A 20,191-nucleotide genomic window follows, 5' to 3' on the forward strand; every position below is an offset into this window, starting at 1 on the left:
GAACGAGCCACGGCATTTTCAGCTTGGCGCTGGCCGGGGACCGATCTACCGCTTGCCTTTCTCGGCGGGGGAACGACTTTCCCCGCCGCCCCCGTTCAAAGTCACCGATCCCCCTAGGAACCCCATGTCCACTCTCACCGAAAACGATCTCCCTCAGGATGTAAAAGCCAACTGGCTCAAGGGAGTAAGCGCCATCGAAATCAAAAACTACGGCTACGCCATCAAATTGCTCTCGCACCTCGTGGCCCAGCATCCGGGCTTCCTCGATGGTCGCCGCGCTTTGCGCCGGGCCGCGGTCTTGAAAAAACAGGGCGAGAAAAAGGGCTTCCTCGGAGGAGGTGGCGGCGGCGGCGGCCTCTCTCTCATGCGGATCAAGGGCCAGGTGAAAAAAGATCCGGTCGGGGCCATCGCGGCCATTGAAAAGGTCCTCGAAACCGAGCCCCATCACCCCGAGGCGAATCTCGTGCTCTACGAAGCCGCCCTGGCGGACCAGCAGGTGGAGGTGGCCACCTTTGCCCTCGAAACCATTCGCGAAGGCCATCCCAAGGCCACCAAGCACCTCCACAAGCTCGCCCAGCACTACCTGGAGCAAAACGAGGCCGAGCAAGCCTCCAAGATTTACAGCGAGATCGCCACCATCGATCCCACCGACCTGGAAGCGGTCAAAGGGGCCAAAGACGCCTCGGCCCGCGCCTCGATGGCGAAGCAAAACTGGGAAACCGCCTCCTTCCGCGACCTCCAAAAGGACAACACCGAGGCCCAGGAAATGGAAGCCGCCAGCCGCACCGGCATGACGCGGGAACAGAAGCAAGAGCGCCTCGACACCCTGCTTCAGCGCTACGCCGCGGACCAAAACGACCTCAAAGTCGTCAAGCAAGTGGCCGACCTCTACGAGCAACTGGAACAGTGGTCCGAAGCCCACCAATTCTACAGCTGGGCCATGCATTTGAGCGATGGGGACACCTCCCTCGAACGCAAAATCTCCTACGCGGAAGAAAAAGTCTCCGAGCAGCAGTTGATCTCCTTGGAAGCGGAAATCGCGGGAGCGAAGGACGACGCCACCCGCGACGCCAAAAAGGCCGAGCTGGAAACCCTGAAGGGCGAACGCGCCACCAAATTGATCGCGGGAGCCGAGGAGCGAGTGGAGCGCAACCCCACCGATCCCCAACTGCGCTTCGATCTCGGGCAATACCTCTTCGCGGCGGGTCGCGAATCCGAGGCCATCCCGCACCTCCAGCGGGCCAAGAACAATCCCTCGATCAAGATCAAAGCCATGCTGCTCTTGGGCAAATGCTATGAGGCTAAGAACATGCTCGACCTGGCGGCCAAGCAGCTCACCGAAGCCCTCGGCGAACTCCAAGTCATGGACTCCATGAAAAAGGACCTGCTCTACATCCTCGGCCTGCTTTACGAGAAAATGGACCGCAAGGAAGACTCCCTTGAGTGCCTCAAGCAGATCTACGAAGCGGACTATGGCTACCGGGACGTCGCCGAACGGGTCGAGTCCAGCTACGCCTGAGACCGAACAACCCTTCCACTAGGTTATCCTGTCGCTTGGTATAAGATAGGCGCATGGGGAGCCAGGACGCCAAGGAGACGCCGATGATGCGGCAGTATCTCCGCCTCCGTCGGCAGCTCCCCGAGGACGTCCTGCTCTTCTTCCGTTTGGGCGACTTTTATGAACTCTTCTTCGAGGATGCCAAGCAAGCGGCCGGCTTGCTGAACGTGGCCCTGACCAAGCGGAATGAGGTTCCCATGTGCGGGGTGCCCCACCACGCGGCCGAAGCCTACCTCGGGAAACTGATTGAGGCCGGCCGTCGCGTCGCCATCGCCGAGCAAACCAGCGAACCGCAAGCCGGAAAAATCGTGGAGCGAGAGGTCCGCCAGATCTTGAGTGCGGGCTCGCTCAGCGATCTCGCCCTGCTGCCCGCCAAGCGGGCCAACTACCTGGCCGCCGTCTACCAGCACGCGGGCCTCTTTGGCCTGGCCTTCGTCGATCTCAGCACGGCCGAATTCCGCGTGACGGAGTTCACTCAAGTCCAGGCCTTGGAAGACGAAGTCGAGCGCCTCAGCCCGGCCGAGCTTCTAAAAAGCGATGCCCCGAACGGGCTGCCCGCCTTCGAGCAAGCCACGGAAACAGATGGCTACACCTTCCTCCCCGAGGCCGCTCGCGACCTGCTGCAAGAGCACTTCGGCGTCGCCTCCTTGGATGGATTTGGTTGCAGCGAAATGGAAGCGGGTCTGGGAGCAGCCGGCGCCATCCTGCACTACCTCAAGCTGCTCTTGCGACAAAAAGTCGACCACCTCCGCTCCCTGCAACCCTACCGAAGCGAGGAATTCGTAGGGCTGGATCGCGCCAGCCAGCGCAATCTCGATCTGGTTCCCCGCAAGGGCTCCCTGCAGCCCACCCTCTTGGAAGCCATCGATGAAACCTTCACCCCCATGGGCAGCCGGATGCTGCGCCATTGGATTCTCCACCCCTTGCGCGACCTCTCCGCCTTGCGGAATCGACAAGACGTGGTGCAAACTCTGGTGGAAGAACCTTTCGTTCTAGCCAAGCTCCGGGAGACCCTGCGCGAGATCAAAGACATCGAACGCATCTCCAGCCGCCTCAGCCAAGGTCTCGGCAATCCGCGGGACCTCGGGGCACTCGGCCGCTCCCTCTTGGTCTTGCCGACCGTGGCGCAGCAGCTCAAAACCCTCTTTCCCCCGGCGGAACGGGCCCAGCAATTGTGCGCCGCCCTCGGCGATTTCTCGGAACTATCCCAGGAACTCCAGCGGGCCCTGGTGGAGCAGCCGCCCGTCTCGCCGAAGGAAGGAGGTCTCTTCCGGGATGGCTACCATGAAGACATCGACACACTGCGGGACGCCGCCCGTGAAGGCCAGGAATGGTTCGGGCGCTTCCAAGCCCAGGAAATCGAACGCACGGGCATCAAGTCGCTCAAGGTCAAGTTCAACCACGTCTTCGGCTACTTCATCGAGATCACCAAAACCCATCTCGACCAAGTGCCCGCAGACTACCTGCGCAAGCAAACCATGGCCAACGCCGAGCGCTTCATCACGACCGAGCTGAAAGAGCGGGAAAGCGTCCTGCTGGGCGCGGATGAACGAGCCCAGGCTCTCGAATACGAAACCTTCCTCCAGCTGCGAGCCCGCGCCATCGCTCACTTGGAGGCCCTCCAAAAGGCGGCCCGCGCCATCGCGGAAGTGGACGTGCTGCAATCGCTGGCCGAAACCGCCCGCAAATGGCATTACTGCCGCCCCCAGCTCAATCACTCTCGCGATCTTCGGATCGTGGAGGGTCGCCATCCGGTGCTGGAGCAGGAAATGGAAGACCCCTTCGTGCCCAATGACACCCTTCTCGAAGCCGAGCGCCAGCGTCTCCTCCTTTTGACCGGACCCAACATGGCCGGCAAATCCACCTACATCCGCCAAGTGGCCCTCCTCACCCTCCTGGCGCAAATTGGCAGCTTCGTCCCCGCGGCCGAGGCCGAGATCGGCCTGGTGGACCAAATCTTCACTCGAGTGGGAGCGAGCGATGACCTCGCCCGCGGGCACTCCACCTTCATGGTCGAGATGAACGAAACCTCCCTCATCCTAAACAACGCCACCGAACGCAGCCTCGTCATCGTGGATGAGATCGGTCGCGGCACCAGCACCTACGATGGGCTCTCCATCGCTTGGAGCGTGGCCGAGCATCTCCACAGCCACAACCAAGCCCGCACCCTCTTCGCCACCCACTACCACGAGCTCACGGCCCTGCCCGAGACCTGCCCAGCCAGCCAAAACTTCAATGTCGCAGTGCGCGAATGGAAGGAGCGCATCATCTTTCTGCGCAAGATCGTGCCGGGAGCAGCCGATCGCTCCTACGGCATCCAAGTCGCTCGCCTGGCCGGGATTCCTGAAAGCGTCATCGAACGAGCCCGAGAACTCTTGGCCCAGCTGGAAGGGGACCAACCCTCGGCACCCCTCCGCCCCTCCCCAGCCAAAGGGAAGGCCCCTCTCCAACCCCTAGCCCATCCCGAGCTGGGGCTCTTCGGAAGCGAGACTTGATGAAAGAAGTTATTCTTGGCCTGGAAATGTTCTTCTTCTTCATGGCGTGAACAAGTGCAGCAAGAACACTCACCCCCTCACCGTGAACCACTTGCAGAAGAAAAAGCTGGGAAAAGAAGCCGGCACAAGTCCTCTCCCGAGCCAGCAACCGGCCAGAGCACGACCTTCCTGTCACTTGTTGGAAGTTGTCCGCCAACTTGTTCCCAAGACAGCCCCCGATCAGTTCGCAGACTATTCACAAAGAGTCATTTAGCGCAGCCACTTTAAGAGAGGAAAGCGGGACCGCAGGGCAGGCAGGGAGACCGCTAGCAAAACAAAGAGAAGGACCACCAACAAGGCCAAGCCAGCAGTGGGTGCCGGTTCGAGGGCTCGTCGCAGCCCCGTCTGGGCCAAGCCAAAGCCCGTGACCCCGCCGTAGAGCAGAATCACGTGCAGGACATAGATGCCCAGCGTCTCCTGGCCACAACGGGCCAGGAAACCCGGGAGCCACTCCACTTGGCTCAGGACTCCCACGGTGCCAATGACCAGGAAGCTCTCAAAGAAGCGAAACCAGGCAAAGCCCTCGCCCCCGGGAAAGAAATTGTGAAAGGGCGCCAGCACCAAGGACAGGACGATCAAAGCGAAGTGGAAGCGGAGGCTTCGATACCAGGCCGTCTTCCAGAGGAGCCAGCCGAAGGCCGCCCCGAAAAGACCAAAACCGACCCAAGGAAACAGCTCGAAGATGGCCTGCTCCTCATTGGTGAAAAGGCTCACCAAGACCCAGGGAAAGGAATCCGAGCGCCAGGCACCGATCACCTCAGAGAGCGCGAAGAACAGAAAACCCGCACTCCCAAAAAGAGTCGGGATGGTCCAGAACGGGGCCCTTCGGACCAAGAAAAACAAGCCCACGATCAAAAGGAGGGTCATCCCAATGGTATGCAACACGTGCGTGTAGGAGAGAAAAGCGAAACCGGAAAGCTGGCCCTGAGCCAAGCGCCCGAGCCCGGCGAAACTGGTCTGGATCAAAAAGCCCAAGACCAGCAGCCAAAGCCCCCGGCGAAGTCCCTTGGCTAGGCGTGGGTTGAGGCCGTCTTCGGCTTCCTCGCCCTTTAGGAGAAGAAAGGTGAAAATGAGCCCGGCGGAGAAGAAAAAAAGGGGCGCGGTCAAGCCCCGCATGTGGTTCCAGAAGGCATACAGCCAGTAAGCATTGTCCCGGTAAGCATCCTGGAGCAGGATGTCCACGGTGTGGCCCTGCAACATCATGAGGATGGCATAGCCTCGAAGGTAATCGATGAAGACCACCCTCTCCTTGGTCGGGGACGGCTGGTCTACCGGATCCATCGCAGAGGGGGACACCATCGGCGCAAAGTCGGGAGATGCCAAGCCAAGAGCGCGAAGGACGCCACCATCGAAAGCGCCAGCAGAAGAGTCGGCCCCGCTCCCAGTTCCCTCGGCCAGAGCAAATGGAGACCGTAGCCGGTCAAGCCACCGTAAAGCACCACCACGTGCAGGAGAAAGAGGGTCAGCGTCTCTCGGCCAGCCCGCAGAACAAATTCCGGCATCCAACCTCGCAGACAAAGCAGCCCCACCAGTCCCAGAAGAAAAATGCCGGCCGCCAAGCGGAAAGTCAGCCAACCGTGCTCTCCACCAAAAGGCGCACAGACCAGTAAAAGAATCGCTCCCACCCCCGCCAGGCTGCCGGAGAACCACCCGCGTTCATGCCAGCGGGTGACCCAGAGCAGCCCACCAAAGGCCGCCCCCGCCAAGCCAAATCCGGCCCAAGGAAAGAGCGCGAAGTAAGCCGTCTCTCGCGAGGTGAAAAGGCTGATCCAGGTCCACGGAAAAGTCGATGGGCTCCAGGGAGCAATAAAACCCGCCAAAAGAAAACTGAGCAGCCCCACCCCGAGCCAGACCAGCAGTGCCAGATGGCGGGGACCCCGACGGACCAACCAAAACACCCCCAGAATCAGCAAAAGAGTGAGCGCAATGCTATGGAGCACATGGGAAGAGGAAAGAAACTCCCAGCGGTCGGGCGCCCCTCGCAAAATCCGTTCGAGATCATAAAAATGAAACTGCGCCAAAAACCCTAAAACGAGCAGCCAAACGACCCGCAACAAGCCCTTCCCGAGACGAGCATTCGAACCGGGCGCCCGCGCTTCCTCTCGCAACAGCAAATAGGCGAAGATCAAGCCGGCCGCGAAGAAAAAGGTGGGGGCAGTCAAGCCGCGCAGACGATCCCAGAGAAAGTAGGCGAAATGCTCCGGCTTGCGACAGCTCTCGCAGAGCACCACATCCACCGTGTGACCCTGAAGCATCATGAGAATGGCGTAACCGCGCAGGGCGTCGATGAAATCGACCCGTCGACGCGGGGCCTCCGTCTCACTGGAAATGGAAGAGCAATCCGTCACCACAGAAATTTCCTGTCCCCCAAAGCATAGCCCGCGCCTCTCTTCACGGAAGAATTAAAGAGAGCTTGGAGGAGGCTTTGATAACCTGTTACAATACTAAATACGGGGAGCCGGTCCAAGAAGGCGGCCGCCCCTCGACCGCCGACTTGACGGATCGCGTATCGTTCTTTTCTCCGAAGCTCATGTTTGTCTACCCCACGCCCTACGACGTTCTCGTGATTGGCGCTGGACACGCCGGCGTGGAGGCGGCCCTGGCGGCCGCCCGTCTGGGCTGTCGCACCGCCCTCCTGACCCAAAACTTGGACACCGTGGCCCAGATGTCCTGCAATCCTGCCATCGGGGGCCTGGCCAAAGGGCACCTGGTGCGAGAAATCGACGCCTTGGGCGGGGCCATGGGCTTGAACACAGATGCCACCGCCATCCAGTTCCGCCTGCTGAACGCCCGCAAAGGCCCCAGCGTGCGGGCGCCGCGGGCCCAGTGCGATAAGAAAGCCTACCAATTCCGCATGAAGTGGGTCCTGGAAAACACCCCCAACCTGGAACTGCACCAAGGGAACGTGGCGGAACTGCTGGTGGAGAAGGATGAAATCCGAGGCTTGCGGACCGGGCTGGGCCTGGAATACCGGGCCCGAGCCGTTATACTCTGCTCGGGGACCTTCATGCGGGGCTTGATGCACGTGGGGCGACAAAACCAGGTCGGCGGTCGCATGGGCGACGCCACCTCCACCGTCTCAGACAGCCTCAAGGACCTGGGTTTTGAAATCGCCCGCTTCAAAACCGGAACGCCCTGTCGCCTCAACGGCCGTTCCATCGATTTTTCCCAGTGCGAGCGCCAAGATGGCGACTCCCAGCCGGCCCTCTTCAGCTACCTCTCCCACACCCTCGAGGGCCAGAGCGACGAACTCTTCACCCTCAATCGCTGGGCCGACCCCTCGTTCCACGTGGAACAAATGCCCTGCTGGATCACCTACACCCGACCCGAAACCCACGAAATCATCCGCTCGAATCTCGATCAATCGCCCCTCTATGCGGGTCTCATCGAGGGGGTCGGACCCCGTTATTGCCCGTCGATCGAGGACAAGGTCGTCAAGTTTGCCGATCGGGACCGGCACCAGCTTTTCCTCGAGCCGGAAGGTCGCCACACCAACGAATACTACGTCAACGGCGTCTCCACCTCCCTGCCTTTCGACATCCAGCTAGCCTTCCTTCACTCCATCCCCGGCTTGGAAAAGGCCGAGATCCTCCGCCCGGGCTACGCCGTGGAATACGATTACTGCCCACCGACCCAGCTCTCGCCCACTCTCGAGACCAAGCGGGTGCGGGGACTCTACTTCGCGGGCCAGATCAATGGGACCTCGGGCTACGAAGAAGCCGCCGGCCAAGGTCTCCTGGCCGGGGCCAATGCCGCGCTCCAGCTCCAAGGCAAGCCCGCCTTTTCCCTCTCCCGCTCGGAGGGGTACCTCGGCGTGCTCATCGATGACCTCGTCACCAAGGGCGTGACCGAACCCTATCGCCTCTTCACCAGCCGGGCCGAATACCGTCTTCTCCTGCGCCAAGACAACGCCGACCTCCGGCTGACCCCCAAGGCGGCCGAATGGGGCTTGATCGAGGAGACCCGTTGCCGCCACACCGAAGAAAAAGCCTCCCAACTGGCGGCCGCCCGCCACTTCGCCGAACGGGAGGCCAAGGTCGAGGACCTCCCGCTGGCCAAGTGGTTTCGTCGACCAGAAAACACCGTCGCCACCCTGCCCTCGGCTTTGCGGGCTCGCTTCGCGGGGGAAATCTGGCAACTGCTGGAGACCGACCTCAAATACGAAGGCTACCTCCGTCGCCAAGAAGGTATGGTGGCCCGGGCCGATCGGAATGAGCACCGCGCCATCCCGGGCGGGCTCGACTTCGCCGCCATTAGTGGCCTCAAAAAAGAGGCCCAGATGAAATGGGCCGAGATCCAGCCGCGAACCCTCGGGCAAGCCGCCCGCGTCTCCGGCATCACCCCAGCCGATGTCTCGGTCCTGGCCGTCTATCTCGAAAAGCTGGCCCGCCAAGCGGTCTGACGGCCCTCCTCAGATAGGGGTGACCTCGGGCAAATGAACTCGAAACCACGCCAGCGCCTCCGCCACCGAGGAAAAGGTCTCGTCCGCTTCCACCCCCGCCTCCCGCCCGGCAGAGAGCACCCGAAGGGTCTTGGCGAGACCGGCCCGCTGCCCCATCGCGATGTCCCGATCGGAATCACCCAGCACCCAGGACCGGTCCAAATCGATGGCCAAAGCCTCGGCCGCGTCCCAGACCAAATCCGGCTTGGGTTTGGCCCCGCGCCCCTCGTCGTCGGCCCCGGTGTAGGCGTAGATCCCATCGAAGGCCACCCCGAAGCCGCTTTCCAGCCTTTCTTGCAAGCGGGCATGGATCTCGGCTAACCCCTCCAAGCTGAGGAGCCCCTTGCCGACCGCCTTTTGGCTCGTCACCAGCACCGCCAACCAACCCCGCGCCTTGACCAGCTGGACCAACTCGCAAGCGCCCTCCAGGAAGTGAAAGTCCTTCCAAGAAGTGACATAATAGTGTTCCCTCGGATCGTTGAGGACGCCGTCCCGATCAAAGAAGACAGCCGGTCGACTCATGGCTCCGGGTAGCGAACCAGGCCCTGGACGCAAGCATCCTGGTCGAAGGCCTGGACCTTGACCTCATCCAGCACGATGGAGCCAGGGAGGGAGCCCAAGCCCGAGAAACCCGAAGAAAGGCCGACTCCGCAGAGAAGCGGGGCGGAAAAGACGATCAATTCATCGATCAACTCGTCCCGCAAAAGCCGCCCCAACAATTGCCCGCCGGCCTCGACCAAAACCTGATTGCAGTCCATCCGCCCCAACTCCTGAAAGACCTCGGCCGGGTGTTCCACATGGAACAACTTGGTCAGCTCCGCCCAATCGTCATTGAAAACGCGGGAAGTTTCCGGCACCTCGCCGCTGCGACTGAGCACGATGCGCCAGGGCTGATTCTTGTGACCGTAAGGATGGGGAATGCGCAGGGTGAGCGAGGGGTCGTCTTGCCGGATGGTGGTGCCACTGGTGACAATGGCATCGGCCTTGGCGCGCAGCATTTGGACCTGGAAACGGGCCGATTCCCCGGTCAGCCACTGTCCCTCATCGCCCGGTCGCACAATGCGGCCATCCAGGGATTGGGCGATCTTGCCCACGACCCAGGGACGCCCCCTTTGCACCCGGCTGCGAAATCCCCGCAGGATGCGGTCGCACTCCTTCTCCGCCACCCCAGCCGTCGTGGTCAGTCCCTCGCTTTCCAAGATCGAACACGCGTTTCCTTGGTGACCAGGGTGGGGATCGGTCGAGCCCCAGACCACCCGCGCGATCCCCGAGCTCAGAATGGCCTCCGTGCAGGCGCCGGTCCGGCCCTCGGTCGAACACGGCTCCAGGGTCACGTAAAGGGTGGCCCCCTCCACGGACTGACCCGACTTCCGCGCCTCCTCGAGCGCCACGATCTCCGCATGGGGTGCCCCGGCGAAGGCGTGCCAGCCTTTTGACACAACTCGTTCATTGTGAACGATTATGGCACCCACAGGGGGGTTGGGGGCCGTCAAGCCCCAGCCCTTCTCCGCCTCCGAAAGAGCCAGTTTCATCCATTTTTCATCCGCGGTGGTTGCCATAACTAAAAAATTACTCAAATGAACAGTTGCGTTTCCCCTTGGATTGCCATAAAAGAATCGCTACATTTGCATTCCTATGGCTGCCAAACAGGAAACCACCAAGAAACAAGCCGAGCCTCCCGCGGCCGTCGATAAGGAAAAGGAAAAAATCCAGCAGGCCCGGCTCAAGAACCTCGATCTGGCCATCAATCAGATCCACAAAGACTTTGGCGAATCCTCCATTATGCGGATGGGGGATGATCACCGGGTGGATGTCGATGCCATCCCGACCGGGAATCTTCTGATCGACCGTGCCCTCGGAGTGGGCGGCTTCCCGCGCGGCCGGATCGTGGAAGTCTTCGGCCCAGAATCCTCGGGGAAGACCACCCTCACTTTGACCGCCATCGCCCAAGCGCAGAAAGCGGGCGGCTTGGCTGCTTTCATCGATGTGGAACACGCGCTCGACCCGGAATACTCCAAGCGCCTGGGCGTGCACATGGATGACCTGCTGGTTTCCCAGCCCAACTCGGGCGAAGAAGCCCTCCAAATCTGCGAGACCCTCGTGCGCTCGAACGCGCTCGACGTCATCGTGCTGGACTCGGTCGCGGCCTTGGTCACGAAACAAGAACTCCAGGGGGAGATCGGGGATTCCACCGTGGGCGCGCAGGCCCGGCTCATGAGCGCTGCCATGCGGAAGCTGACCTCCTTCATCGCCAAGGCCCGCACCGTCTGCGTCTTCACGAACCAAATCCGGGAAAAGGTGGGCGTCATGTTTGGCAGCCCGGAAACCACCCCCGGTGGACGGGCCCTCAAATTCTACAGCTCGGTCCGGGTCGACATCCGCCGCATCGGCATGATCAAAAACACCGACGGCACCGTGCAGGGAAACCGGACCAAGATCAAGGTGGTCAAAAACAAGGTGGCTCCCCCCTTCCGCGAGGCCGAGTTCGACATCATGTACAATGAGGGCATCTCCTCGGTCGGCTCCCTGCTCGACCTAGCCCAGGAATTCGACCTGGTGCAAAAGCGCGGAAGCTGGTTCAGCTACAAGGGAAACCAACTGGCCCAAGGCCGCGATGGCGCCAAGGAAGCACTCAAGGCCGATCCCAAGCTCTACGCCGAGATCGAGAAATTAGTGAAGGAAGAGATGGCCAAGGCCTCCTAGAGCGGCGCCCGCTCGCCCAAGAACCTCGACGGTTTTTTTGGCAGGGCCAGAGCCTCCTCCCAGGCATCATCCTTTCAAGGCACCCCCAAGCCGCCCTCAAAGTTTTCTCCCAAGCCTTCGCCCCCCTCCGAAGAAACACCGAGGAGCAACGCAGGGCTGGCTCGAAAGACACCGGCTCTTCCTTTCCCGCGCTTCAGCGCCTCTTCCCCACAACACCTCCCCTCCATTCTTCCAGTGAATTCTGGAGCTTGGTATAAGCTACCTCTGGGCCACCTTTGGGGCCTCGATTTCTTCATGCAGCGCAGCCAAACCAGCCCATAGTCCAGGATGGCCGAGAACGATGCCTCAGAAGAAGCAGAAGGCGGGGACGAGGAGTTTTTTGTCTCCAGCCGCTTCGCCCCCCTCCCTCCGATTTTCTGGTCCTTCGAGCAGGACGCGCCCTTTTCCACCTGCTCGGATTGTGGCTGCTCTCTCCTGGAGGGCAATGCTCCCTACCTGGTAGAGAAGGCCTTCCGACGAGTGGAAGACGCTCCGGACGAGGTGGTCTTTGAGTATGCGCTTTGTATGGAGTGCTGCCAACGCCATCGAGAGGCCTACTCGGAAGAGTCTCTCGAGCGCTTGGAAGGCTACTTCCACCAACACGTCGATTTGGAGGCACGCAGCCAAAGTCTTTTGCGGCAGGACGACCCCACGGTCGAGCCCTGGCTGGCTCGCTGCCTTTTTAAGGACACCCCTCGGGAACGCTCTCAGGAATACCAAATTTGCGGTCTCTGCGTCGAGGGCGACCTCCTTTTCCAAGGCCTCCCTTTCTGTCTCAGTGGCGAGGCCTTGGACGAAATCATCGAACTCCTTTCCCCCGAGACCCTGGGCTACCTGGGCGACTTGGGAGAAAAGCTCTTCGGCCTGGGCGATCTCACCCGACCGCGCGTTCCGGTGCTTCTTTGAAGCGCCCCTTATACCAACCTCCAGAATTGGCTGGAAGAATGGAGGGAAGGAGGTGTGGGGAAGAGGCGCTGAAGCGCGGGGAAGGAAGAGCCGGAGTCTTTGGAGCCAGCCCTGCGTTGCTCCTCGGTTACGGTGCCTGCACCGCGCCCTCGTCGCGCCTTGGTCTGGCCCGAAATCCACTCGGCCATTCTACCAGCCAATTCTGCAGCTTGGTATTAGTGCTCCGCCAGCTCCATCGCTTTGCCCATGTAAGCCTGGTAGAGCTGGAGGATCGCGTCCTGGAGGGCCTTGGCCACTTCTTCGCTGGGATCTTGCTTCGCCTTCATGGCGGCCCGCATGGTGGTGTGCGCGGCTAGGAGCATTTCTTGGTAGTTCTCCGCGTCCGGCTTGATCCGTTGGGCCAAGAAGTATTCCGCCACGCTCGTCATGATCTTGGCGCAATGCTCTTCCTTGGTCAGGATCCAACGGGTGGCCTGGTTGGCGGCCAGGACACCGTCTTCTTCCAGCAGTTTCGCGAATTCGCGGTTGGCTTTCGCAATGGTGGTGTGGGCCTCCAGCAGTTTTTTGAACTCCACCTCATCCGAGAAGATGCCACAGGGCACTTGGCAATGGGCGGAGGCCTGGGGCGGGTGCAGCAGGCACCAGGCGAGGGGGAGGGCGAGAGTGGAAAGCAGAAGTTTCATACCAAGGAGAAGTAAACCGCGGCTTCTTCAAAAGCGAGGACGATCTCGTGCCTTGTTTCCCCCTCTCTAGGCAAGGGCGGGGGAGCTGGCGACCTGGGCGGGAGCGGGGGTGGTAGCTGTGTAGAGGCTGGCGATCCCCCCCGAGAGCGCTTGGGCGTGGGCTTCGGCGAAGCCGTTGCGGCGCAGGAGCTGGCACATGGCTGGGCCGCTCGGGAAGCGTTCGATGGAGTCGCCCAAGTATTGATAGGCTTCTTTTTTGCCGGTCAGGGCCCTGGCCAAGAGGGGGAGGATCCGGTGAAGGTAGAGGCGGTAGGCGGGCCGGAGCCAGGGGCCGGGCAGGGAGAAGTCGAGCACCACCAAGGTGCCGCCGGGGCGCAGGACCCGGGCCATTTCTTGAAGGCCCTTTTCCCAGGAGGCGAGATTGCGCAGGCCAAAGCCGATCGTGACCGCATCGAAGGCCTCGTCCTCCAAGGGGAGCGCAAGGGCATCGGCCAAGAGCGTCTCGAGCCCGCGCGTGCGGGCGTGGGCCAGCATGGGCTCGCAGAAATCGCTGGCCAGGATCTCGGCCTGGGGGATTTGACGTTGGAGTTCCAGGGCGAGGTCGCCTGTGCCGGTGGCGAGGTCGAGAATCCGTCCGGGCAGCCGGGCCCGCACGATGCGGGCCACGCGTCGCCGCCACAGAAGATCGATGCCCCCGCTCAGCACGTGGTTGGCCACCACGTAGCGATCCGCGATGCCGGAGAAGGCGCGGTGCACAAATTCGGGGTCCTGGTCCTGCATCCTCCTTCGATACGTGATCGGCCTCTGCCAGAGCGCCCTGGCCTCCCCGCGCCGAGAAAAAATGGTGCTCACGAGAGGACTCGAACCTCCACGGGTCGCCCCACATGAACCTGAATCATGCGCGTCTACCAATTCCGCCACGTGAGCAGCGCGGCCGGGAGTGAACCACTGCCTCCCGGTCTTGACAACCAAAAAGCGCCTTCCGCGCCCGCCTCGAAAGACACCGGCTCTTCCTTCCCCGCGCTTCAGCGCCTCTTCCCTACATCACCTTCCCTCCATTCTTCCAGTGAATTCTGGAGCTTGGTATCAGAGCGCGAACAATTCGGGGTAGGCTTGGCGGGCCAGCTCTTGCAGGCGCTCGCGGATGAGGGCCCGTTCTCCCAGGGGGAGGAGTTCGGCCACCAGGCGGCGACACTGGGCGGCCTCCAACCGGCGGATGGCCAGTTTGATCCGTGGGACTTGATTGAGCGCGACCGAGAGTTCGTCCATCCCCAGCCCGACCAGGAGGGGGGTCGCGATGGGGTCGCTGGCCATTTCTCCACACACCCCGACCCAGATGCCCGCTTTCACGGCGGCTTCTTTGACCGAGGCCATGAGGCGGACGACGCCCGGGTGGAAGGGGTCGTAAAGGTCGGCCACGGCTTCGTTGATGCGATCGACCGCGATGGTGTATTGAATGAGGTCGTTGGTGCCGAAGCTGAAGAAGTCCACTTCCGGGGCCAGGACATCCGCAATGAGGGCGGCACTCGGCACTTCGATCATGACGCCGGTTTCAATTTCTTCGTCGAAGGCTTCTCCGCCTTGGCGCAGCTCTTCTTTGCACTCTTCTAAAATGGCCTTCGACCGGCGGAGCTCCTCCAAGCCCGAGACGAGCGGGAACATGATTCCGACTTGGCCCACGGCGCTGGCCCGGAGGATGGCCCGGAGCTGTGGCCGGAAGACGTCTTCTTCGGCCAGGGAGACGCGGATGCCCCGCCAACCGAGGAAGGGGTTGGGTTCGGGGTCGCGGCCGCGCTGGCTGTCCAATTTGTCCCCCCCGATGTCAAAGGTCCGGATGATGACGCCGTCCGGCTGGGCCGAGCGGGCCACCCGGAGGTAGTCCTTGGTTTGGGCTTCTTCATCGGGCGAGTGGTCCTCGCTCAAGTAGAAGAATTCCGTGCGGTAGAGCCCGATGCCGCGCGCGCCGTGGTTCGCCAGGAGGGGGGCTTCGTGTCGGTATTCGAGGTTGGCCGAGAGGATGATTTTCTGGCCATCGGCCGTGATGGCGTCCTCGTCCCGGATTTCGTCCAAGCGGGTTTGGAGGGCGGCCTGTTTTTCTTCCAGCTTACGGTAGCCGGCCACGCGCTCTGGGCCCGCATTCAGCACCACGAGGCCGCGGTAGCCATCGATGAGCACGTCATCGCCATTTTTGAGCCGACCGACCAAACCATGCACCCCGACGACGGCGGGGATGCCGAGGGAGCGGGCCATGATGGCGGTGTGCGAGGTGTAGCTGCCGGTTTCGGTGGCAAAGCCTTGCACTTGCTCGGGCGAGAGGGTGGCGGTGTCGGAGGGGGTGAGGTCGTGCGCGACCAAGATGTATTCGCCTTCGCCAGTCGAGAGTTGGTGGTGTTCCTCCGGCCGGTCGCTGAAATTTCGCAGCACGCGCTGGACCACGTCCTCGATGTCGACGGCCCGTTCCCGGAGGTAGGGGTCGTCGATGTTCTTGAGCAGCCCGGCGTAGCGCTTCATGACCTGGAAGAAGATGGCCGAGATGCGGACCCGTTCTTGGCGCAGGCGTTGGTGAACTTCGGAGAGAATGGTCTGGTCTTGCAGCACCAGCAGGTGGGCTTCAAAGATGCCGCTCACTTCTTTCCCTCCGCTGGAGCCCGCGATTTGCGCTTGGAGGTCTTGCAGCTGCTGCTGGGTGCGCAGGAGGGCCCGCTCAAAGGCCGCCAATTCGCTTTCGATGTCTTCTTCGCCGATGGCTTCCGGCTCGGGCTCGAGATGAGGTTTCCAGGGAAGGAATACCTTGGCGTGCGCGATGCCGGGGGAGACGCCCAGACCCTGGAGGGCCATCTCAGCGGGGGCCACGCTCGTCTCTGAAGTCCCCGAATCCATCATACCGCCTCACTCATAGGGCAGAATGAGGGGGCTTGAAAGCTGGAATCTACCGGCGCGGCCCGCGGGTGGGCAGTCCGAGGGGGTTAGGCAGCGTCTTCCTGGAAGCCGCTGCCGACGAGGGAGGCCACGGCGTCGAGCGCGGCCAATTCGTCTTCTCCTTCGACGGTGACTTCGATGACCGAGCCATGACCTGCAGCCAACATCATGAGCCCCATGATGCTCTTGCCATTGACTTGCTCGCCGTCTTTTTCGACCCAGATCTCAGCTTGGAAGCGATTGGCCAATTTCACGAACATGGCGGCGGGCCGGGCGTGGAGGCCGAGTTTGTTCGAGATGGTGAATTCTTTTTTGACCATAGCCGCTGCGTCTGACGGTCGTTACTAAGGGGAGAATCGGCCCGCCGTCAAACTCGCCTTTTTGAGGGCGGGTCAATCGCGAGTCTGACTTTGCATGAGCGCGATGAGTCGATTGTTGAATTCTTCGGCCGCGTCGTAGCCGAAGTCTTTCAGCTTTTGGTCGAGCGCGGCCACTTCGATCATGCGGGCGGTGTCGCGACCAGGGGCCACCGCCAGTTCCACGTGCGGCACGTCCACTTCCAAGATGGAAATGCTGCGGCCCACGCTCCCGAAGCGATCCACTTCATTCAGGTCCTTGGCGGGCAGGAGGGTCACGACCAGGTCGAGCTTTTTGCGCAGCCGCAGCGTGCCGATGCCGAAGAGGTTGGTGGTATTGATGATCCCGATGCCGCGGACCTCCATGTGGGCTTTGCCGAGTTCGGTGGCGCTGCCGATGAGCTCTTGGCCGACGGCGCGAAAGCGCACGCTGTCATCGGCCACCAGGCTCCAACCGCGCTCCAGCAGGCCGAGCACTGCTTCGCTTTTCCCCGACCCACTCTTCCCGCGAATGAAGATGCCGATGCCGCGCACGTCCACCATGCAGCCGTGCTCCAAGGCGGTGGGGGCGAAGTCCCATTCCAGCCGGAGGGTGGCCAGGTTGATGAATTTCATGGTGATCATGCTGGTGCGCAGGACGGCGATGCCGAATTCCTCGGCGATGGCCAGCAGATCGGGCGGCATTTCCATTTTCCGCGCGATGATGAGGCAGGGGATGTTCCGCTGGCAGAGTTCGGTGAAGCGGATTTTTCGTCGCTCCGCCGGGAGGGTCCGAAGGTAGGACATTTCGGAGTTCCCCAAGACCTGGATCCGCCGCTTGGCGAAGTAGGTGAAGAAGCCGGAGAGCGCCAGGCCAGGGCGATTGACGGTCGGCTCTTTGATCTCGCGTTTGAGCCCTTTCTTGGAGGAGGCCAGCTGGGTGAGCTTCAGCTCTTCGGCGTGGCTTTCGAAGAAGTCGCGCACGGTGTAGCGGGGGGCTTTTTCCGGCTTCGCCATGGGAGTTAGCTTTCTTCGCCCGCGTCGATCAGGCCGTAGTCTTTGTCAGCCCGCTGGTGCAGGAGGCAGAGGCGACCAGTCTCGGCATTTTTGAAGAGCACGAAGGAGCGTTCGCTCAGCTCCAAGTCCATGATGGCTTCTTCCACGTAGAGCGGCTTCAGCCGGTAGTGCTCTTTGTGCACAATGTGCGGCACGGGGTCGGCCGGCGCGGCTTCGGCGGCCTCCGCTTCGCTCGATTCGAGGACGGCCTGGTGATAGACGGCCTCCGCCACTGCCCGGATGGTTTCGTGCTTGCGGGGGCGGTGGGATTTCAGAAGACGGGTTTTGTGCTTGCGCATGCGGCGTGCGATCTTGGAGATCGTCTCGTCGATGGAGGCCATCATGTTCTCGTGCTCGCTGGTGGCCTCGATCGTGATGTGGTTGGCGCAGAAGAGGATGATTTCGCAAAGTTGGCGGTAGTTCGAGATGTCGAGGATGGCCTTGGCCTCGATGATCTTCGGGTAGTCGAGGTGGAGGCCCTCGATCTTTTGTTGGGCATACTCGCGCATCTCTGCGGTGATGTCTTTGTGTCTTCCGGTGACGGTGATGGCGACGTTGACATTGCTGGTTTGCATGGTGTTTCCTCCGTTCGTTCTGAGTTTGGGCTTGGGTTGGGCTTGGGGTTGGGGTTGGCAGCAGGTGATTTCACATGCGGAAGTCGGCCCCGAGGTAAAGTTCGCGGCTCAGCTCGTCATTGATCAGAAATTCGCTCGAGCCCTCGCGCAGCACCCGGCCTTCAAAGATGAGGTAGGCGCGGTCCACGATGTCGAGCGTTTCCCGCACGTTGTGGTCGGTGATGAGGATGGCCAAGCCTTCTTGGCGGAGTTCGCGGATGATTTCCTGGATCTCGCGGACGGCGATGGGGTCGACCCCGCTGAAGGGCTCATCCAGCATGAGGAGCTGGGGGTTGGTCACGAGCGAGCGGGCGATGGTGAGGCGGCGTTTCTCGCCGCCGGAAAGCGTCATGGCGATGTTTTTGGCGATGTGCTGGATGCCGAAGCGCCGAAGGAGCGCTTGGCATTCGGCCCGGCGGTCGGCACCCGTGAGGTCCGGGCGGGTTTCGAGTATGGCCAGGAGATTGTCTTCCACGGTCATTTTGCGGAAGATGGATTCCTCCTGCGGCAGGTAGCCCATGCCGTAGCGGGCGCGCACGTGCTGGGGGACGTGGGTCACGTCCCGCCCCGAGAAGGTCACTTGGCCCCCATCGGGCGCCACCAGGCCTACGATCATGTAAAAGGTGGTGGTTTTGCCGGCGCCGTTGGGGCCGAGCAAGCCCACGATCTCGCCATCTCCCACCCGGATGTCCGCTCCATTGACCACCCGCCGCCCGTTGTAAATTTTGACCAACTGGGAGGTGCGTAGCAGCCAGGGGCCTTCCGGAGACGGGCTCTCGGCTGGGTTCGTTTCCGATTGGCCCTGCGCACGGAGGCCGCCTGAGGGGCGAGTCTTTTTCGGGGCGGAATCGGCAGGGACCATGGTGAGGAGCGACCTTCAAACAACACCCGAGGGCGGGCGGCGTCAATCTTTCTCGGGCGAATCTCCGCCCACTTCGGCGGGCCGCTCTTCCACCGGCACGAGCCGGGTGGCCGCGGGGCCCTCCACCTTGTGCCGGCCGTTTTCCAAGAGGTAGATGAGGGTCCCTTCGGAGGTGGCCTTGAGGTGTTGCGGTCCGGAGTAGAGCTCCGGCCAGCCCACGAGGGTGACGATTTTGGTCTCCGGGTTCAGGATGGCCCGCCCGGCGAGCGCGATTTGCATTTCGCCCTCGAGGTTCTTGCGGCGGATGCGGACTTGCCCTTCGGCCACGATTTTTTCCAAGGCCATCCCGCCCTCGCCTGGTGCCTCGGGAGCGGCTTCTTCTGGGTCGCCGGCCACTTTCCGAACCACTACCAGTTTGTCACAGTCCACCCAGAGGTTCTCGGCAGGGTATTCGACCGAGACGTCTTTTTCGTAGATGACGGTGCGAGATTCCGGGAGCGCTTCCAGGCTCCGACTTTCGATGAGGATTTCTTCTCCCGCTGCGGGTTCCTGGGCTGGGAGCCGGAGAGGGCTCGCCAAGAGGAGAAGCAGTGGAGCGTAGAGTCGCAGGGTCATGGGGCGCTTTGAATGAAGAGGGTCGAGCGGACATCGTTTAGGAGGCGAACCTCGCCCGTCGCTTGGTTGAAAAGGACGCCCACGCCATGGGTGATCATGTCGCCGCTCACGATCATGGTCGGGCTCTCACTTCGGAGTAGATTGCTGCGCAGGTCGAAGGTGGCGGCCTCGACCAGGACGCGGGAGCTGGGCTCGGCCACCAAGCCCTCGTCGTAAAATTCCACTTCCAGCCCGGAGATGGTGAGCTCGTGAGGGCTGACGCGGGTGACGGTGGCCGCTTTCAAGACGGAGCGGACTTCATTGTCCTCGTAGCGCGGGATGACGACCCCGCGGGAGGGCCGATCCAAGGGCAACATGGCCACCAGCTGGGAGTCGAGCAGGTTGGGCTGCTTCTCGGCCGCGCGGGTCGCGGCCTGGGGCAGGAGCAGCGGCAGAGGGGGCGCTTGGTGGCGCTCTGGATGGGGCTGGGGGCCTTCTTCGGCCAGGGCCCCTCCCAGCCATAGCAGCCAAAAGAGCCCGCTTCCCTTCACAGCTCTTCCTCCTCTTGCTCGGTGAGGAGGGCTGGCTCCTCGGCCGGCCTGGCTTGCGACTGTTCGACCTGGGAATAGAGCTTTTCGAGATTGTCCAGGCCCAGGGCGAGGACTTGCGTTTCGGGGGCGTCGAGGTTGTTGGCGGTTTTTTCTCGCAGCATGGCGAGTTGGTCGATCATCCGCCGCGCCATCCGCAGGTTGACGGCGGTTTCCCCGGTCGTGGGGTGGGGGATTTGCCCGAGCGCCAAGCCCGTGTTTTGGGTGTGGGCGATCACAAAGCGGGAAAATTCGCTCAAGCTCTCGGACTCGCTTTCAGATGCCATGCCGAGAGCCTACCCGGATCGGGCCTCGACTCAACTCCCTAGCGTCGACCTAGCTAGGAAATCATTTCGCTAG

The 20,191-nt window shown here is 61.9% G+C and carries 19 protein-coding genes and 1 tRNA gene; 5 read left to right on the forward strand and 15 right to left on the reverse strand.

All coding sequences use genetic code 11. The features are described from left to right. The first annotated feature begins 124 nt into the window (after positions 1-124). Positions 125-1,519: a tetratricopeptide repeat protein gene (locus AAF555_07665; GenBank protein MEM6911448.1), complete on the forward strand. Its 1,395-nt coding sequence runs from the start codon at positions 125-127 to the stop codon at positions 1,517-1,519. Between the two features lie 53 nt (positions 1,520-1,572). Beyond that, a complete protein-coding gene (gene mutS / locus AAF555_07670) occupies positions 1,573-4,053 on the forward strand; it encodes a DNA mismatch repair protein MutS (GenBank protein ID MEM6911449.1) in 2,481 nt (826 codons plus the stop codon). 249 nt (positions 4,054-4,302) lie between these two features. Here the strand turns inward: mutS and AAF555_07675 are convergent, their stop codons facing one another. Next, positions 4,303-5,373: a heparan-alpha-glucosaminide N-acetyltransferase domain-containing protein gene (locus tag AAF555_07675; protein ID MEM6911450.1), complete on the reverse strand. Its 1,071-nt coding sequence runs from the start codon at positions 5,371-5,373 to the stop codon at positions 4,303-4,305. After that, positions 5,361-6,440 (reverse strand): heparan-alpha-glucosaminide N-acetyltransferase domain-containing protein, encoded by a 1,080-nt coding sequence (locus tag AAF555_07680; GenBank protein ID MEM6911451.1) that lies wholly within the window; start codon positions 6,438-6,440, stop codon positions 5,361-5,363. The genes AAF555_07675 and AAF555_07680 overlap by 13 nt, the downstream gene beginning before the upstream one ends. A 182-nt stretch (positions 6,441-6,622) precedes the next feature. Here AAF555_07680 and mnmG point away from each other — a divergent pair, with 182 nt between their 5' ends. Next, the gene (gene mnmG / locus AAF555_07685) at positions 6,623-8,494 is read left to right on the forward strand and encodes a tRNA uridine-5-carboxymethylaminomethyl(34) synthesis enzyme MnmG (GenBank protein ID MEM6911452.1); all 1,872 of its coding nucleotides are present in this window, start codon (positions 6,623-6,625) and stop codon (positions 8,492-8,494) included. Positions 8,495-8,503: 9 nt separating this feature from the next. Here the strand turns inward: mnmG and AAF555_07690 are convergent, their stop codons facing one another. Both AAF555_07690 and ribD read right to left on the reverse strand, forming a co-directional pair. Next, entirely contained in the window at positions 8,504-9,055 is a 552-nt protein-coding gene (locus AAF555_07690) for an HAD-IIIA family hydrolase (GenBank protein ID MEM6911453.1), read from the reverse strand. Continuing rightward, the gene (gene ribD, locus AAF555_07695) at positions 9,052-10,092 is read right to left on the reverse strand and encodes a bifunctional diaminohydroxyphosphoribosylaminopyrimidine deaminase/5-amino-6-(5-phosphoribosylamino)uracil reductase RibD (protein MEM6911454.1); all 1,041 of its coding nucleotides are present in this window, start codon (positions 10,090-10,092) and stop codon (positions 9,052-9,054) included. The genes AAF555_07690 and ribD overlap by 4 nt, the downstream gene beginning before the upstream one ends. A 76-nt stretch (positions 10,093-10,168) precedes the next feature. Here ribD and recA point away from each other — a divergent pair, with 76 nt between their 5' ends. Continuing rightward, positions 10,169-11,236 carry a recombinase RecA gene (recA, locus tag AAF555_07700; protein ID MEM6911455.1) on the forward strand — a complete coding sequence of 356 codons (1,068 nt, stop codon included), beginning with the start codon at positions 10,169-10,171 and terminating at the stop codon, positions 11,234-11,236. Between the two features lie 327 nt (positions 11,237-11,563). After that, positions 11,564-12,181: a hypothetical protein gene (locus tag AAF555_07705; protein MEM6911456.1), complete on the forward strand. Its 618-nt coding sequence runs from the start codon at positions 11,564-11,566 to the stop codon at positions 12,179-12,181. A 215-nt stretch (positions 12,182-12,396) separates the two neighbouring features. Here AAF555_07705 and AAF555_07710 read toward each other — a convergent pair whose 3' ends face one another. From AAF555_07710 to AAF555_07760, 11 genes are all read right to left on the reverse strand, one after another. Next, positions 12,397-12,864 carry a superoxide dismutase [Ni] gene (locus AAF555_07710; protein MEM6911457.1) on the reverse strand — a complete coding sequence of 156 codons (468 nt, stop codon included), beginning with the start codon at positions 12,862-12,864 and terminating at the stop codon, positions 12,397-12,399. 66 nt (positions 12,865-12,930) lie between these two features. After that, positions 12,931-13,644 carry a ubiquinone/menaquinone biosynthesis methyltransferase gene (locus AAF555_07715; GenBank protein ID MEM6911458.1) on the reverse strand — a complete coding sequence of 238 codons (714 nt, stop codon included), beginning with the start codon at positions 13,642-13,644 and terminating at the stop codon, positions 12,931-12,933. A gap of 62 nt (positions 13,645-13,706) precedes the next feature. Further along, positions 13,707-13,791: transfer RNA gene (locus AAF555_07720), tRNA-Leu, on the reverse strand. Positions 13,792-13,950: 159 nt separating this feature from the next. Continuing rightward, positions 13,951-15,747, reverse strand: a complete 1,797-nt coding sequence (gene ptsP / locus AAF555_07725) for a phosphoenolpyruvate--protein phosphotransferase (protein MEM6911459.1) — start codon at positions 15,745-15,747, stop codon at positions 13,951-13,953. Positions 15,748-15,830: 83 nt separating this feature from the next. After that, positions 15,831-16,103 carry an HPr family phosphocarrier protein gene (locus tag AAF555_07730; protein MEM6911460.1) on the reverse strand — a complete coding sequence of 91 codons (273 nt, stop codon included), beginning with the start codon at positions 16,101-16,103 and terminating at the stop codon, positions 15,831-15,833. Positions 16,104-16,175: 72 nt separating this feature from the next. After that, positions 16,176-17,135 carry an HPr(Ser) kinase/phosphatase gene (gene hprK, locus AAF555_07735; GenBank protein MEM6911461.1) on the reverse strand — a complete coding sequence of 320 codons (960 nt, stop codon included), beginning with the start codon at positions 17,133-17,135 and terminating at the stop codon, positions 16,176-16,178. Positions 17,136-17,140: 5 nt separating this feature from the next. Further along, positions 17,141-17,749, reverse strand: coding sequence for a ribosome-associated translation inhibitor RaiA (raiA, locus tag AAF555_07740; protein MEM6911462.1), 609 nt, complete (start codon positions 17,747-17,749; stop codon positions 17,141-17,143). Between the two features lie 70 nt (positions 17,750-17,819). Continuing rightward, the gene (lptB, locus tag AAF555_07745; GenBank protein MEM6911463.1) at positions 17,820-18,650 is read right to left on the reverse strand and encodes an LPS export ABC transporter ATP-binding protein; all 831 of its coding nucleotides are present in this window, start codon (positions 18,648-18,650) and stop codon (positions 17,820-17,822) included. Between the two features lie 42 nt (positions 18,651-18,692). After that, entirely contained in the window at positions 18,693-19,265 is a 573-nt protein-coding gene (locus AAF555_07750) for a hypothetical protein (GenBank protein ID MEM6911464.1), read from the reverse strand. Further along, entirely contained in the window at positions 19,262-19,795 is a 534-nt protein-coding gene (locus tag AAF555_07755) for a hypothetical protein (protein MEM6911465.1), read from the reverse strand. The genes AAF555_07750 and AAF555_07755 overlap by 4 nt, the downstream gene beginning before the upstream one ends. Further along, positions 19,792-20,118, reverse strand: a complete 327-nt coding sequence (locus AAF555_07760) for a DUF1844 domain-containing protein (GenBank protein MEM6911466.1) — start codon at positions 20,116-20,118, stop codon at positions 19,792-19,794. Before AAF555_07760 ends, AAF555_07755 begins: the two co-directional genes overlap by 4 nt. Positions 20,119-20,191: the final 73 nt, after the last annotated feature.

It is taken from the genome of Verrucomicrobiota bacterium (genome assembly GCA_039027815.1).
GTDB lineage: Bacteria > Verrucomicrobiota > Verrucomicrobiia > Verrucomicrobiales > JBCCJK01 > JBCCJK01.

What these genes read in the sequence shown, in the direction of transcription:
- AAF555_07705 (MEM6911456.1), top strand. Translation starts at nt 11,564, where the DNA reads ATGGCCGAGAACGATGCCTCAGAAGAAGCAGAAGGCGGGGACGAGGAG.
- AAF555_07665 (MEM6911448.1), top strand. Translation starts at nt 125, where the DNA reads ATGTCCACTCTCACCGAAAACGATCTCCCTCAGGATGTAAAAGCCAAC.
- recA (MEM6911455.1), top strand. Translation starts at nt 10,169, where the DNA reads ATGGCTGCCAAACAGGAAACCACCAAGAAACAAGCCGAGCCTCCCGCG.
- AAF555_07710 (MEM6911457.1), bottom strand. Translation starts at nt 12,864, where the DNA reads ATGAAACTTCTGCTTTCCACTCTCGCCCTCCCCCTCGCCTGGTGCCTG.
- AAF555_07750 (MEM6911464.1), bottom strand. Translation starts at nt 19,265, where the DNA reads ATGACCCTGCGACTCTACGCTCCACTGCTTCTCCTCTTGGCGAGCCCT.
- AAF555_07760 (MEM6911466.1), bottom strand. Translation starts at nt 20,118, where the DNA reads ATGGCATCTGAAAGCGAGTCCGAGAGCTTGAGCGAATTTTCCCGCTTT.
- hprK (MEM6911461.1), bottom strand. Translation starts at nt 17,135, where the DNA reads ATGGCGAAGCCGGAAAAAGCCCCCCGCTACACCGTGCGCGACTTCTTC.
- mnmG (MEM6911452.1), top strand. Translation starts at nt 6,623, where the DNA reads ATGTTTGTCTACCCCACGCCCTACGACGTTCTCGTGATTGGCGCTGGA.
- AAF555_07715 (MEM6911458.1), bottom strand. Translation starts at nt 13,644, where the DNA reads ATGCAGGACCAGGACCCCGAATTTGTGCACCGCGCCTTCTCCGGCATC.
- lptB (MEM6911463.1), bottom strand. Translation starts at nt 18,650, where the DNA reads ATGGTCCCTGCCGATTCCGCCCCGAAAAAGACTCGCCCCTCAGGCGGC.
- AAF555_07675 (MEM6911450.1), bottom strand. Translation starts at nt 5,373, where the DNA reads ATGGATCCGGTAGACCAGCCGTCCCCGACCAAGGAGAGGGTGGTCTTC.
- ribD (MEM6911454.1), bottom strand. Translation starts at nt 10,092, where the DNA reads ATGGCAACCACCGCGGATGAAAAATGGATGAAACTGGCTCTTTCGGAG.
- AAF555_07730 (MEM6911460.1), bottom strand. Translation starts at nt 16,103, where the DNA reads ATGGTCAAAAAAGAATTCACCATCTCGAACAAACTCGGCCTCCACGCC.
- mutS (MEM6911449.1), top strand. Translation starts at nt 1,573, where the DNA reads ATGGGGAGCCAGGACGCCAAGGAGACGCCGATGATGCGGCAGTATCTC.
- raiA (MEM6911462.1), bottom strand. Translation starts at nt 17,749, where the DNA reads ATGCAAACCAGCAATGTCAACGTCGCCATCACCGTCACCGGAAGACAC.
- AAF555_07690 (MEM6911453.1), bottom strand. Translation starts at nt 9,055, where the DNA reads ATGAGTCGACCGGCTGTCTTCTTTGATCGGGACGGCGTCCTCAACGAT.
- ptsP (MEM6911459.1), bottom strand. Translation starts at nt 15,747, where the DNA reads ATGATGGATTCGGGGACTTCAGAGACGAGCGTGGCCCCCGCTGAGATG.